Source organism: Devosia salina (genome assembly GCF_019504385.1).
In the GTDB taxonomy this organism is placed as follows: Bacteria; Pseudomonadota; Alphaproteobacteria; order Rhizobiales; family Devosiaceae; genus Devosia; species Devosia salina.
Map to the genome: position 1 here is coordinate 2,890,737 of NZ_CP080590.1, position 14,027 is coordinate 2,904,763.

The window sequence follows — 14,027 nt, forward strand, 5'->3', positions numbered from 1 at the left end:
CCGGGCCGCTGGTCAGCCAGTGGCCTCACCCGCCTGTGCCGTCAGCGTCGAAATGAAGGTTCGGGTCCTGGGGTCCGCCGGTGCGCCGAACACCTGCCGGGCCGGCCCGGCCTCAACGACATGGCCGCCATCGAGATAGACGACATTGCTGGCAATCGTGGATGCCAGGCGCAAGTCATGCGTGGCCATCAGCATGGTGGTGCCCTCGCGGGCCAGCTGCGCCAGCACTTCCACCACCTCGACGGCCAGTTGCGGGTCGAGCGCCGATGTCGGTTCGTCACAGAGCAGCACCTTGGGCGATGGCGCCAGCGCCCGCGCAATGGCGACGCGCTGCTGCTGCCCACCCGAAAGGCTCGCGGGCCAGGCGTCGGCCTTGGCTGTCATGCCCACCTTGTCGAGCAGTTCCAGCGCGCGCTGGCGGGCCTTGTCCCGGGGCCATTTCTTTACCGTCACCAGCGCTTCCATCACATTCTCCACCACCGTGCGGTGCGGAAAGAGCTGGAAGTTCTGGAACACCATGCCGGTCTTGCGCCGCAGTGCCAGCATGGCGGTGCGGTCCGGCTTGCCGTCGGGCGTGAAGCTGATGCTTGTATCGTCGATGGAGACGCGGCCAGCCTGCGGAATTTCCAGCAGGTTGACGCAGCGCAGCAGCGTGCTCTTGCCGCTGCCCGAAGCGCCGATCAGCGCCGTCACATTGCCTTCGGGCACCACGACGCTCACACCCTTGAGCACCGGATTGTCGCCGAAGCTCTTCTCGATGTTTTCCAGCGCGATCATGATGCGGCCCCGATGAACCCGCCATAGCGGGAAAAGCGCCGCTCGACATGCCCTTGGAGCGATGACAGCACCGAGCTCACCAGCAGATAGACCAGTGCCACCTCGATATAGAGGATCAGCGGCTCATAGGTCGTCGCCACGATTCGCTGTCCGGCACGGAACAGCTCCGGCACGGTGATCGCGGCCGCCAGCGACGTATCCTTCACGAGCGAGATGAATGTGTTCGACAGCGGCGGCACGGCAATCCGCGTGGCCTGCGGCAGGATGGTGCGGCGCATGGCCTGCGCCCAGGTCATGCCCACCGAATAGGCGGCCTCCCACTGCCCCTTGGGCACGGCCAGCAGCACGGCCCGCACGATTTCGGAGGTATAGGCCCCCACATTGAGCGTGAAGCCGATCAGCGCGGCGGGAAATGCATCGAGCACGATGCCGACGCTCGGCAGGCCATAGAAGATCAGGAACAGCTGCACCAGCAGCGGCGTGCCGCGAATGATCCACACATAGAAGCGCACCAGTGCCGCAATCGGCCAGGGCGCGAACAGCCGCGCCAGTGCCGCGACGAAGCCGACGCCAAGTCCCAGCACAAAGGACAATAGCGTCAGCGGCACGGTGAACAGCAGGCATGCCCACAACAGCGAGGGCAGCGACTCGATCATCAGGGAAAGCCAGTGCGGCATCGCGCATTCCTGCAAAAACAAGAAGGATCGGTCGACCCTTGACCGATCCTTCTAAAGCCTGGTTACAGCCGGTGCTACTGCGAGACGTCTTCGCCGAAATACTTTTGCGAGATGTCCGCATAGGTGCCATCGGCCTTGATGGCCGCCAGTGCCTCGTTGATCGCGGCGAGAAGTTCCGGCTTGCCCTTGGCCAGGATCACGCCCGAGAAGTCGGCATCCTCGGCGGTGGCGACCACCTTGACCGGCGCGTCGGGCTGCTGCGTCTTGAAGTCGAAGAACGACAGGCTGTCATTGATGGTGGCATCGGCGCGGCCCTGGATCACCAGCGCGATCGACTGGTCGAAGCCCTCGGTGCCGACCAGTTCGGCACCATAGCTCTCGGCCAGCTTGCCGAAATTCGAGGTCAGCGTCTGTGCCGACTTCTTGCCCGCCAGGTCTTCGAAGCCGGCAATATCGGTATTGTCGGCTTTCACGATCAGCGCCGCCTTGGAGGCGATATAGGGATCGGAGAAGTCGTACTTGGCCTGGCGCTCCGCATTGATGCCCACCTGGTTGATCACCACGTCATAGCGGTTGGCGTCGATACCGGCGATCAGCCCATCCCACGGACCTTCGACGAATTCGGCCTCGACGCCGAGCTTGTCGGCGATGGCGCGGCCGATCTCGACATCGAAGCCGACCAGGGCGCCGCTGTCATCGTGGAAGGTGAACGGGGCATAGGTACCCTCGGTGCCGATCCGCAGCGTGCCGGTATCCTTGATCTGGTCCAGTGCCGTCTGCGCGAACGCGGGCGTGGCCAGTGCCACAAGCCCGAGGGCGAGGAAAACGTTCGAGAGCTTCATGTCATGTCCTTCTTTCGCCTCGCCCATAGGTCTGCGGGAGAGGTCATTCTGGCCTGAAATCTGCGCCTGGCCACGTCCGGTTTCAACCGCCTGGATGGATGTTTCCCTTCCGCCCGATGGCCGAGGCGACCATGCTCGCAGGAGCCCTGTCCGGAGCCGGCCATTGCCCGGTTTGGGGCAAAGCGCGCAAGCCATCCCGGCGGCCCCCGCCGCCATGGCACCGCCCTGTTCCCATTCCGTTCGCGTCGTGCTAACAACCGTGATCCATTCCCCTGCTGACATTGCGTGACAGAGCGCCCATCTATGGGTTCATCTGTACCCGCCCCTGTTGCTGACCTCGCGAGCGCGCCATGGCCCCCAAATCGACACGCCCCGGTAAAGCCGAATTCTCCATCGACGAGTTCTTCGCCGAGATCGAGAAGGCCGAGGATATCGCTGCGTCCAAGCCGCTCTATGCCGAGCGCATGAAGAACAAGCGCGCCCTCGATCGTGCCGAGGCGGCAGAAAAGGCAGCCGCGGCCGAACCCAAGACCGCGCTCGAAAAGCGCCGCACCACCAAGGCCAGCCACGACACCGCCACCGGCATGGCGAAAAAGACCGGCAAGACCAGGATCAACTCGGTCGACCGCGTCGATTTCGATGGCATGGGCGAGGCCCCGCAGGCCGGCTTCGGCCACGTCCCGAGCAAGCCTCTTACGGCCCGCGACATTTCCCGCACCGCCGCCGCCGATCCCGAAACCCAGGCCAAGCTGCGCGAAGCGCTCGACGCCTCGGTGAAGAAGAACAAGGCCCGCAAGAACGAGGACGCTTCCAACGCCACCACCGTCGGCGTCACTGCCACGGTCAAGGCGCTCGAGCAGATCATCCTGCATGGCCGCAAGGAGGTGGAAGGCTCCGCCCCCTGGGTGCCGCATCGCCCCGAGCGCCCGGCCAAGTCCGGCGAGAGCAAGCCCTTCCGCCTCGCCACCGACTATGTCCCCGCCGGCGACCAGCCCACCGCGATTGCCGAGCTGGTGGAGGGCGTCGAAAACGGCGAGACCGACCAGGTCCTGCTCGGCGTCACCGGCAGTGGTAAAACCTTCACCGCCGCCCAGGTCATCGCCCGCACCCAGCGTCCGGCGCTGATCCTGGCCCCCAACAAGACCCTCGCCGCCCAGCTCTATTCCGAGTTCAAGGGCTTCTTCCCCGACAATGCGGTCGAGTATTTCGTCTCCTACTACGACTATTACCAGCCCGAGGCCTACGTCCCGCGCACCGATACCTATATCGAGAAGGAATCCACCATCAACGAGCAGATCGACCGCATGCGCCACTCGGCCACGCGCGCGATCCTCGAACGCGACGACGTCATCATCGTCGCCTCGGTCTCCTGCATCTACGGCATCGGCTCGGTGGAAGACTACACCGCCATGACCATCGACGTGCAGAAGGGCCAGCAGATCGACCAGCGCCAGCTCCTCGCCAAGCTCGTTGCCCTGCAATACAAGCGCGGCGATACCGGCTTCGTGCGCGGCACCTTCCGCGTGCGCGGCGATACCGTCGAGATCTTCCCGGCCCACTATGAGGCCGCCGCCTGGCGCGTTTCCCTCTTCGGCAACGAGATCGAGTCGATCACCGAATTCGATCCGCTGACCGGCAAGAAAAGCGCCGACCTCACCTTCATCCGCGTCTATGCGAATTCACACCACGTGACGCCGCGCACCACCATGAACCAGGCCATCAAGCAGATCCGCTCGGACCTCGCCGCGCGCCTGCAGGAGCTCAACGGCGCCGGCCGTTTCCTCGAAGCCCAGCGCCTCGAACAGCGCACGCTGTTCGATCTCGAAATGATGGAAGCCACCGGCTCCTGCGCCGGCATCGAGAACTATTCGCGCTACTTTTCCGGCCGCAAGCCCGGCGAACCGCCCCCGACCCTCTTCGAATACCTGCCCGACAATGCGCTGGTCTTCGTCGACGAAAGCCACGTCACCATCGGCCAGCTCGGCGCCATGTATCGCGGCGACCTCCGCCGCAAGGCGACCCTGGCCGAATACGGCTTCCGCCTCCCCAGCTGCATGGACAATCGCCCCCTGCGCTTTGAGGAGTGGAACGCCATGCGCCCGCAATCGGTTTATGTCTCGGCCACGCCCGGCTCCTGGGAAATGGAACAGACCGGCGGCGTCTTCGCCGAACAGGTCATCCGCCCCACCGGCCTCATCGATCCCCCCGTCGAAATCCGCCCGGCCACCCATCAGGTCGACGACGTCATCGACGAAATCCGCACCACCATCAAGGCCGGCTACCGCACGCTCGTCACCGTCCTCACCAAGAAAATGGCCGAGGACCTCACCGAATATATGCACGAACAGGGCATTCGCGTGCGCTACATGCATTCGGACGTCGACACCATCGAGCGCATCGAGATCATCCGCGACCTGCGCCTCGGCGCCTTCGACGTGCTGGTGGGCATCAACCTCCTCCGCGAAGGCCTCGACATCCCCGAATGCGGCCTCGTCGCCATTCTCGACGCCGACAAGGAAGGCTTCCTCCGCTCCGAAACCTCGCTGATCCAGACCATCGGCCGCGCCGCCCGCAATGTCGACGGCAAGGTGATCCTCTATGCCGACAACATGACCGGCTCGATGGAACGCGCCCTTGCCGAAACCAACCGCCGCCGCGAAAAGCAGATCGCCTATAACGAGGCCAACGGCATCACGCCCCAGAGCGTGAAAGCCCGCATCAACGACATCGTCGACTCCGTCTACGAAAAGGACCACGTCACCGTCAGCATCGGCAAAGGCAAGGACGGCAAGGAAAAGACCGTCACCGGCGACAACCTCGCCACGGTCATCAAGGACCTGGAACGCGAGATGCGCGAGGCTGCCACGAACCTGGAATTCGAGAAAGCCGCGCGACTGCGCGACGAGGTCAAGCGGTTGCGGGAGATGGAGCTGGATGCGTTGGAGGGTGAGGTGTCCTAAGCCACAGAACGCTCGCCTCCGTCGCCTCCCTCCCCCTTGAGGGGAGGGTAGTGAAGCTGGTTGCGGAGCAGCCTAGCGCAACTAGGGTGGGGGTGTCGGATTATGCTGCAAATGCGGAGTTTGCCGAGAGCGCTGACACCCCCACCCGAGCGCCGCTAAGGTCCTGCCGGACCTAAGCTCTGCTTGCCCTCCCCTCAAGGGGGAGGGAAGCCAGAACCGAAAGTTCCGCGTGCGCCCCCCCGCAGCCCTCATGGTGAGGCGCACAGCGCAGCGGAGCCTCGAACCGCGAGGGCGGTGGCCACCGCCTCCCCAGCACACTCGATTGTCACCCCGGCGAAAGTCGGGGACCCATCCTGAGATAATTGCCTGGAACGAGACCTCAAGATGGATCCCGGCCTTCGCCGGGGTGACAGCCGGTGTATGCTGGTAGCATCCGATTCCAACATAGCGTCGGGCAAATCTCTCCGATGGAGAGATTTGAGTGCGCGAGGCCTTGAGCGCTATGCGCGAATGACCGGAAGTGTCCTGACCTGCCCACCCTCCCCCTCGATGGGGCTGTTCATATAGAGCGCGTGACTTGCGCGAGAATGTCGGCCCTTCACTACCCTCCCCCTTGAGGGGAGGGTAGTGAAGCTGGCTGCGGAGCAGCCTAGCGCAACTAGGGTGGGGGTGTCGGATTGTGCTGCAAGTCTCGATGGTTGCCGGAGGCGCTGATACCCCCACCCGAGCGCCGCTAAGGTCCTGTCGGACCCAAGCTCTGCTTGCCCTCCCCTCAAGGGGGAGGGAAGCCAGAACCAAAAGCTCCGCGCGCACCCCTCCCGCAGCCCTCATGGTGAGGTGCGCAGCGCAGCGAAGCCTCGAACCGTCCTGAGCTCGTCGAAGGAGGGCGCTAGCCACCGCGTCCCCAGCCCGCTCGATTGTCACCCCGGCGAAAGCCGGGGCCCATCCTAAGATCTCAAGATTGATCCCGAACGGGCCTGAGGTTTGATTGCGCTATATTTGCTGTCGCATCCCTTTGCCGTTTTTAGCGAATCGCCGCAACTTTGCCGGCAGATGAATGATCCAGGGCCGCCAAATGGTGAAGTTTCTGTCGGTAAAATTCTCTGGGTACAAAGCACTAGACGAATTCACCATCCGACTAAGTCACATGAACATACTTGTCGGGGCGAATAACAATGGCAAGTCGACTATAATAGGTGCATTCCGCGTCTTGTCCCAAGGACTGAGGCAAATGCGATCGAAGAAGGCCGGATCGATTTTGGGTCCTTCAGGGTACGTCCCAGGTTGGCGCATTCCGGACGATGCCCTTCCGATCTCATCAGAGAACATTCATACCAACTACGCAGAAATTCCAACAACGGTGGAGTTTCGCGCCTCGGAAAACCTGTTGATCACGCTATTTTTTCCCGCCGATGGCGGGTGTTTTGTATTTGGTCTCAGAGACGGCCACTACTTGAGAACTCCGCAGGAGATCAAGAAACTTGGCATCGACGTAAGAGTAGTTCCCATCCTTGGGCCCCTTGAGCATCGAGAGGCCAAGGTCAGCGAAGAAACAGTGAGGAAGAATCTGCTAACAACAAGGGCATCCCGCAATTTCAGAAACTACTGGCTCCACAATCCTGAAGGATTCGATGAATTTTCTGAACTTGTCAGCCTGACTTGGCCCGGGATGGAGGTAGGGAGACCCGAGGAAATCGATGACATAGTGGCAATGTTCTGTAAGGAGAATAGGAAGGACAGAGAACTATATTGGTCGGGATTTGGCTTCCAAATTTGGCTTCAGCTTCTAACCCATGTCGTAAGGTCCCCTTCCTCTTCAATTCTGATTGTAGATGAGCCAGAACTCTATCTGCATCCAGATGTTCAGAGACAACTTCTCTCTATACTGAGAGACATTGGCCCCGATATAATTCTGGCCACGCATTCTACAGAAATTATGAGCGAAGCTGATCCATCCGAAATACTGCTGATAGACAAGAAAAAGAAGACCGCGGAGAGGATCAAGGATGTAGAGGGCGTTCAGTCCGCTTTGGACTCGGTAGGCTCCATCCAGAACATCACGCTGACTCGTCTGGCGCAGAACCGGCGGATACTGTTCACTGAGGGAGAGACAGATTTCCGGCTAATTAGGCGATTTGCACGTGTGATGGGCTACGAGCAGATCGCTTCTGGTACGGCTTTCACCACTTTGGAATCTGGAGGTTTCTCGGGCTGGCAGCGAGTTCGCAGCCTAGCTGCGTCATTTCAGGATGCGTTTGGGTTTGACCTTAAAGTTGCCGCCATTTTCGACCGCGACTACTGGTGCGACGAAGAAGTAGCGCACGTGGAAGGAGAACTTGGAAAGCATATTAGCCACTGGCACATCCACAAGTGCAAGGAGATCGAGAACTACCTCCTAGTCCCTACGGTGATAGAGCGAGCACTCGGCTCCGCAGTCAGAGAAAAGGATACTCGGAACGGAACGGAGACGAGCATCGAATGGTCAGCTGAGCAAATTTTTAGAGATGTTACTGAACCGTTGGAGAATGGTTTGCGCTCACAGTTTATCGCCAAGAGGCAAGAGTTCTTCCGGAGCACACCCAAAAATCTCGCAACGCTGGCCGAGGAAGCGAGTGAATTGTTCAATGAGAAATGGCAGAACATAGACACTCGATACACAGTTGTACCAGGGAAACGGGTGATTGCGTCTATGAGGGCCGCTATCACAGACAAGTACTCTGTTAGCCTTACAGATCACAGACTAGTAACTTCGTTCCAAAAGACGGAATTTCCTGCGGAAATGTACGAGCTTCTGGATAAACTGGAGGCATTTAGGACATCTTAGCGGTGTGCGATACAGATCACTCCACCCAATCCCCCCAATAAAAACCCTTCGTTGGACACCCCGCCCGCCCAACTCCACACTCCCCACATGACCACCGCGCTCCTCTCCAACGGCGGCCCACCGCTTGATGATGACGACACCTATGTGCCGCCTTGGGGCTTCGCAGGCGGTCCGGCTTAGCCGGATGGAAAGCTCCGGTGGAGCTTTCCAAGACCAGAAGGCCATGAGCGCTATGCGCGAATGGCTGAGGCATTGGCCGGTGTTTTGAGGGTTGAGGCTGCAGCTCCTTCGTCACCTCCCCCTTGACGGGCTTCGAGGCATTCCGAAGGACAAATCTCTCCTGTGGAGAGATTTGAAACGAGAAGGCCACGAGCGCTATGCGCGAATGGCGGAGCAAAGCTTGGCCGCCAGGCCTTAGCGCAGCTAGGCGGGGGTGCGCCGCGCACTGGTAGTCTCGTCGGACCATCGGGTGCGCCGCCCCCCACCCCAACCCTCCCCGCGAGGGGGAGGGAGTTGCATCGCGTGCGTGGCCCGCACCATTCGAGCCTAGCGCTCATGGCCTTCTCACCTGAATTCGCTCCACCGGAGCGAATTCGCCTATGGCCCGGCTCGAAGATCGCGCAGATCGTGGCAAAGCGCGGGGTGCGGTACTAGAACCCCCACCCGGCCTCCCCCTGTCAGGGGGAGGAGAAGAGTTGGGGGTCAACTCAAGGCAGCGCCCCTAGGTCCCGTCCCCATTGACTGGACAGGCTTCAAACAGTCGCTCGAACATGTCCGCCGCGCCCTTGGTGGAATAGCGCCCCTGCTCCACGCCATCGACCGCCACCGAAAACTGCCCGGACAGGATATCCATCACCTCCGGCGTGAACCGGGTGACGCCTCCGGCTGAATAACGCCCGTCCACAGTGCCGCTGCTGACGAAATCCAGCCCCTGCCGCGTGTCGCCATCGACCAGCTCAACTGATTTCGGCGCGTTCGCCGGCGCGTCCATATAGGCGCTGACCACGACGTCGGGCCATTTTTCCTGGCAGGAGACTTGCAGCAGCGGCCCACCCGCCGCCGGATCCAGCCAGTAGAGATAGATATCGGTCAGGCCCGCGCTTTCGAACTCTTCGAGAAACCAGCCCAGCGGCATTTTCTCCGGCTCCTGCGCCCCGGCCGCGCCCGTCAGCGCCAGCAGCAGTCCCAAGGCATATGCAGCAGAGTGTTGTCCCAATTGCGCCTCCCACGCCTTCGGGCCGATACTATCCGCGCCCCAGCAAAAAGATATCCCCGGGTCCAAATCCGCCCGCATACTGCCCCCATCACTCCCGCGCGGACGAACTGCAGCGAACTTTGCGGGGGGAGCCGGGCGTAACTGGGTCGCTCCAGTTGCGCGTCCAGGAAACGGTCACCCTGCGACGAGCGGTCAATGGGGACCGGAGTCCTCTACGAAAAACCGGTGTCCCGAGGCGGCGACGTCTCTATCTACTAGAACTTACTGAGACGCACGCCCCTCGGGACCGTCCATCTCGCAACCGGAGGCGATCACGCCGGCCGGCGCTTACCCGTGCCCGCAAGGCCCCTGTGGCCATAGCCACGGCTCCGGGTCGCCTTGCAAAGGCCACACCCATCCGGCATGCGGGAGAAAACCACCCAGGAGGCCCAAATGCGCGCCCTCGCCCGCCTTGCCATCGCCGCCCTTGCCGCCGCCACCCTTGCCGCGCCCGCTCTGGCGCTCACCGTCACGGCCCGCGTCTCGGGCGGCACCATTCCCGTCCATGCCGGGCCCGATGACCGCTTCGAGATCCTCGGCTATGTGCGCGAGGGCGAGGAAATCCCCATCGACTATTGCACCCAGACCGATAGCGACAGCGACCGGGGCAGCTGGATCGGCGATGCCGGCCACCCGCTCTGGCCCAATGGCGCCACCCAATGGTGCCGCATCCCCGATTATGGCTGGGTCGAGCGCAGCTATATCGTCGGCCGGGGCCTGGTCAACGTCACCCCGCCGGACTTTGTCGGCCCGGGGTGGTAACGCGCTTCACCTCTCCCTCTGGGGGAGAGGTGTCAGAGCCACCCGCTCAGCTCGCGCCGCACCATGGTCTCGACAAAATCCATGCCGCCGGGCGAGGCATTGAGGCAGGGAATATAGGCGAACTTCTCCCCGCCCGCTTCCATGAAGCTATCCTTGCCGCCCATGGCGATCTCTTCCAGCGTCTCGATACAGTCGGCATGGAAGGCCGGCGCCAGGATGGCCACCTTCTTGACGCCCTTGCCCGGCAGGGCTTCCAGCGTCTTGTCGGTATAGGGCTGCAGCCATTCGGTCGGTCCAAACCGGCTCTGGAAGGTGACCATCAGCCGGTCCTTGTCCCAGCCCAGATAGTCGCGCAGCAGCCGCGTGGTCTTGAAGCACTGGCAATGGTACGGATCGCCCTTCTGCAGATACTCCACCGGCATGCCGTGATAGGAGGTGATCACCAGGTCCGGCTCGAAATCGAGCGCGGCGACACCATCGCGGATCGAGTCGCCCAGCGCCTTGATATAGGCCGGGTCGTCGAAATAGGCCGGCGCCGTCCGCACCGCCGGCTGCCAGCGCATGGATTTGAGCGCATCGAAGGCCTTGTCATTGGCCGTCGCCGTCGTCGTCGCCGAATATTGCGGATAGAGCGGCACCAGGAGGATGCGCTGGCACCCCGCCTTCTGCATCTTTTCGAGCACGCTCTGGGTGGACGGATTGCCATAGCGCATGGCGAATTCCACCACGATATCCTCGCCCTTGAGCCGCTCTGCTAGATTTTCCGTCTGCTCCCGGGTGATGACCCTGAGCGGGCTTTCATTCTTCTCCCTGTCCCAGATCTGGGCATAGGCATGCCCGCTCTTCTGCGGCCGGAAGGAGAGAATGACGAGGTTGAGGATCGGCCACCAGATGAACTTGTTGGTCTCGATCACCCGCGGGTCGGAGAGGAATTCCTTGAGATAGCGCCGCACGCTCCAATAATCGGTGGCGTCGGGCGTCCCCAGATTGAGCAGCAACACGCCGATCTTCTGCTGGGGCACGGGCGGATGGTCGGGGGGAAGCACAGCGGACATCGGGGGCCAGTTTGGAAATGTTCCAGTTTGGCGGCACCTTACTGATTTGCAGACCCAACGCAAAGCGGCGATGGGTCGCGCTGATCGGGGTGATCCGGATCAGAAGCTGGCGATCAGCAGCACTATGCCGAAGCCCAGAACCGCCGCCGCGCCGCCCAGTTCGGCCCACCAGACGACGGCGCCGGCCATCGCACTGTCGGCCCCGCCGATCCGTCGCGCCAGGCCCTTGGCGCCCACTGCGATGGTCGCCAGCGTCGCCACGGTGATCGCGGTGCCCAGCCCCATCAGCAGCACCGCCACGATGCCGGCGGCCAGCAATCCCTGCGACAGGGCAAAGACCAGGACGATCAGCGCCCCCGAGCACGGTCGCATCCCGACCGCCAGCACCACCCCCAGCTGCTCGCGCCAGCCGCCGCGGATATCCCCGGGCCCCACCGCGTGGTGCATGCTGCGTTCGTGCCCATGATGGTCATGGCCATGAGCGTGGGAAACGGAAGGTCCATGATCGGAATGGTGTTCATGCTCATGATGCTCATGCCCATGATCATGGTCCGCGTGCAGATGGGCATGCGCCTTGTGCGCCATGTCGTCATGGTGGTGGTGATGCCCCCAGCCGAACAGCTTGCGCAGCACCAGCCACAGGCCCAGCAGCGCCACCATGCCATAGGAGATGACGCCCACCCAATGCGCCGCCTCCCCCAGTGCCGCGCTCGTCAGGTTCAGCGCACCCGCCAGCACCAGCACGAAACCGATGGCGACCAGCGACTGCACCAGCGCCGAGAGCGCACTGAGGGCGACCCCGCGCCGCAATTGGCTTTCATTGGCCAGCACATAGGAGGAAATGACAACCTTGCCATGGCCGGGGCCGGCCGCGTGCAGGATACCGTAGAGAAAGCTCAGCCCTCCCAGCACCCAGAAGGCCGTCCAGTCCGTGCGCAAGGCATCGAGCGATGCCGTCAACGCTGCATAGAAATCGCGCTGCTGTTGCTGCAGCCAGCCAAAAAAGCCGGTGCGCGGCAGGGTGATGCCCACTTCGGGTGGCGGCCCACCGAACGGGGCAGCAGGACGCGCCGCGGCCACCTGATTGACCGCGTCCATCGCCGTGGCAGCGGGCGCTGTCGCCCCGCAAGAGACCACCACCAGGCCCTGCGTTCCGCGCATCGCCGCTGCCAGGTCCGGCGGCAGTTCGAGCACTTCAGGTCCCAGTTCATAGAGACGCCGCTCGACCTCGGGCGACATGGGCACCGGCGGCTCCAGCACCACCGAGCACCCCGGCGGAGCGTTCTCGAGGATCACGTCGGCCGGGGAATTGACGGTGATGGCGACGTAGTATTCTGGGTCATAGACGCCCAGTTCGAAGCGCTCGCCAGACGCCTGCGGGGTCTTGGCCGCAATCGAGAAATCCAGCGTTACCCGGTTGTCGCGATAGACCATGCCCTGGTCTCCGACTGCCTCGAACGCCATGGCATCGCCGGCATAGGTATAGAAGCCGAAATCGGCGAGGCTGGTAGTGTTCTCGTCCGCCAGCTCCTGCATCTCGTCCGGGCTGACCTCGCCATCGCCATTGGTGTCGAGCCCCTGCACCATCCACACCGAAAAGGCGGTATCGAATGTCCAGCTATGGTGCAGTGCTGCGACCCGTCCGGCATCATCGAAGGTGATCGTCGTGCTGGCATCGATCAGGATATGGGGATGCGCCAATGCGGGCTGGGCAAGCCCGACCAGGCCGAGCGCCGCACCGATCAACCACCCCGAAAACCTGTTCACGTCCTGCCCCTAGTGGATGGGATGGGTGGCAAACCACTCCACCAGATGATCGATCAACGCCCGCACCTTGCCGGCCAGGTGCCGCCGATGCGGATAGACGGCCTGAAGCGTCTGCCCGGTCGGCAGGTAATTCGCCAGCACAGGCACAAGCTCGCCCCGAATGACCGCCGGCTCGGCCAGATAGGAGGGCAATACGACAAATCCAAGACCCATGATGGCTGCCGTGCGCGCTGCCAGGGGCGAATTGACGCGCAACGGCCCGCCCACGGGTACCGAGATGGTCTTGCCCTCCTCGGTGAAGCGCCAGTTCGACTGCCCCTGCAGGTTCACATCGACGATGCAGGGCAGATGGCGCAGATCCTCTGGGTGCCGGGGCGTCCCGACTCGGCTGATCAGCGACGGTGCACCGCCCACGACCACGTGCATATCGGCGATCTTGCGGGCAATCAGCGAGGAATCGGCGAGCGTCGATATGCGCAGCGCCACATCGATCCCCTCGTCCACGAGGTCCACATAGCGGTCTTCGAGCCTGAGATCGAGCGTTACCCTGGGATATTTGGCCAGGTATGCGAAGATGGCCGGTGCCAGCGTGCTCTCGCCAAAATTGCGCGGGGCGGACACTCTGAGCATGCCCCGCGGCTCGGTCTGCTGGTCCGCAATAGTGGCATCGAGATCGTCAAGTTGCTGCAACAGGCTCGATGCTTCGCGGTAATAGGCCTCACCCGCCTCGGTCAGGCTCAGCCGCCGCGTGGTGCGGTTCATCAGCCGGACCCCCAGATAGTCCTCGAGGTCCGTGACATATTTGCTGAGCAGCGCCTTCGAGCGGCCATGCTGGCGCGCCGCGGCGGAAAAGCCGCCAGCATCGAACACCTGCACAAAGGCACGGATGCGGGAAATATCCTGCGTCATGACGGGTCCGTTCGATCCGGAGCGCTTCCGGCAAAAGTGAGGTCCACCTTCACTTCGGAAACGGGTCTGAGACAAGGCACCCCGCCGTCCGATGACGCACGACGGACCGCCCGATATGGGGCCATGGACGCATAACTCATCTGCACCGGGTGAACAACAACGCCCCTTGGTCGTTGAGCGATTAACGATAGGATGGATG

The 14,027-nt window shown here is 62.5% G+C and carries 10 protein-coding genes; 3 read left to right on the plus strand and 7 right to left on the minus strand.

All coding sequences use genetic code 11. From position 1 onward, the window contains the following. Positions 1-12: 12 nt before the first annotated feature. The 3 genes from K1X15_RS14180 to K1X15_RS14190 all read right to left on the minus strand — a co-directional run bounded on the left by K1X15_RS14180 (position 13) and on the right by K1X15_RS14190 (position 2,296). Entirely contained in the window at positions 13-777 is a 765-nt protein-coding gene (locus K1X15_RS14180; protein ID WP_220304267.1) for an amino acid ABC transporter ATP-binding protein, read from the minus strand. Further along, positions 774-1,454 (minus strand): amino acid ABC transporter permease, encoded by a 681-nt coding sequence (locus tag K1X15_RS14185; RefSeq protein WP_220304268.1) that lies wholly within the window; start codon positions 1,452-1,454, stop codon positions 774-776. The genes K1X15_RS14180 and K1X15_RS14185 overlap by 4 nt, the downstream gene beginning before the upstream one ends. A gap of 74 nt (positions 1,455-1,528) precedes the next feature. Further along, a complete protein-coding gene (locus K1X15_RS14190) occupies positions 1,529-2,296 on the minus strand; it encodes an amino acid ABC transporter substrate-binding protein (protein ID WP_220304269.1) in 768 nt (255 codons plus the stop codon). A gap of 464 nt (positions 2,297-2,760) precedes the next feature. On the opposite strand from K1X15_RS14190, the gene uvrB reads away from it, so the two are divergent. Beyond that, a complete protein-coding gene (gene uvrB, locus K1X15_RS14195) occupies positions 2,761-5,256 on the plus strand; it encodes an excinuclease ABC subunit UvrB (protein WP_420828380.1) in 2,496 nt (831 codons plus the stop codon). Between the two features lie 1,231 nt (positions 5,257-6,487). Beyond that, complete coding sequence (locus tag K1X15_RS14200) at positions 6,488-8,080, plus strand: ATP-dependent nuclease (protein ID WP_420828341.1); 1,593 nt, start codon at positions 6,488-6,490, stop codon at positions 8,078-8,080. Between the two features lie 721 nt (positions 8,081-8,801). On the opposite strand, the gene K1X15_RS14205 is transcribed toward K1X15_RS14200, so the two are convergent. Beyond that, positions 8,802-9,296, minus strand: a complete 495-nt coding sequence (locus K1X15_RS14205) for a hypothetical protein (RefSeq protein ID WP_220304271.1) — start codon at positions 9,294-9,296, stop codon at positions 8,802-8,804. A gap of 432 nt (positions 9,297-9,728) precedes the next feature. Here K1X15_RS14205 and K1X15_RS14210 point away from each other — a divergent pair, with 432 nt between their 5' ends. After that, positions 9,729-10,097, plus strand: coding sequence for a hypothetical protein (locus K1X15_RS14210; protein ID WP_220304272.1), 369 nt, complete (start codon positions 9,729-9,731; stop codon positions 10,095-10,097). Between the two features lie 32 nt (positions 10,098-10,129). Here the strand turns inward: K1X15_RS14210 and hemH are convergent, their stop codons facing one another. The 3 genes from hemH to K1X15_RS14225 all read right to left on the minus strand — a co-directional run bounded on the left by hemH (position 10,130) and on the right by K1X15_RS14225 (position 13,828). Then, on the minus strand, positions 10,130-11,152 hold the full coding sequence (gene hemH, locus K1X15_RS14215) for a ferrochelatase (RefSeq protein WP_220304273.1): 1,023 nt from the start codon (positions 11,150-11,152) through the stop codon (positions 10,130-10,132). A gap of 99 nt (positions 11,153-11,251) precedes the next feature. Further along, on the minus strand, positions 11,252-12,919 hold the full coding sequence (locus tag K1X15_RS14220; protein WP_220304274.1) for a HoxN/HupN/NixA family nickel/cobalt transporter: 1,668 nt from the start codon (positions 12,917-12,919) through the stop codon (positions 11,252-11,254). A gap of 9 nt (positions 12,920-12,928) precedes the next feature. Then, a complete protein-coding gene (locus K1X15_RS14225) occupies positions 12,929-13,828 on the minus strand; it encodes a LysR family transcriptional regulator (RefSeq protein WP_220304275.1) in 900 nt (299 codons plus the stop codon). Positions 13,829-14,027 lie beyond the last annotated feature (199 nt).

Coding starts and splice junctions, on each gene's coding strand:
- K1X15_RS14180 (WP_220304267.1), bottom strand. CDS start 777: ATGATCGCGCTGGAAAACATCGAGAAGAGCTTCGGCGACAATCCGGTG.
- K1X15_RS14185 (WP_220304268.1), bottom strand. CDS start 1,454: ATGCCGCACTGGCTTTCCCTGATGATCGAGTCGCTGCCCTCGCTGTTG.
- K1X15_RS14190 (WP_220304269.1), bottom strand. CDS start 2,296: ATGAAGCTCTCGAACGTTTTCCTCGCCCTCGGGCTTGTGGCACTGGCC.
- uvrB (WP_420828380.1), top strand. CDS start 2,761: ATGAAGAACAAGCGCGCCCTCGATCGTGCCGAGGCGGCAGAAAAGGCA.
- K1X15_RS14200 (WP_420828341.1), top strand. CDS start 6,488: ATGCGATCGAAGAAGGCCGGATCGATTTTGGGTCCTTCAGGGTACGTC.
- K1X15_RS14210 (WP_220304272.1), top strand. CDS start 9,729: ATGCGCGCCCTCGCCCGCCTTGCCATCGCCGCCCTTGCCGCCGCCACC.
- hemH (WP_220304273.1), bottom strand. CDS start 11,152: ATGTCCGCTGTGCTTCCCCCCGACCATCCGCCCGTGCCCCAGCAGAAG.
- K1X15_RS14225 (WP_220304275.1), bottom strand. CDS start 13,828: ATGACGCAGGATATTTCCCGCATCCGTGCCTTTGTGCAGGTGTTCGAT.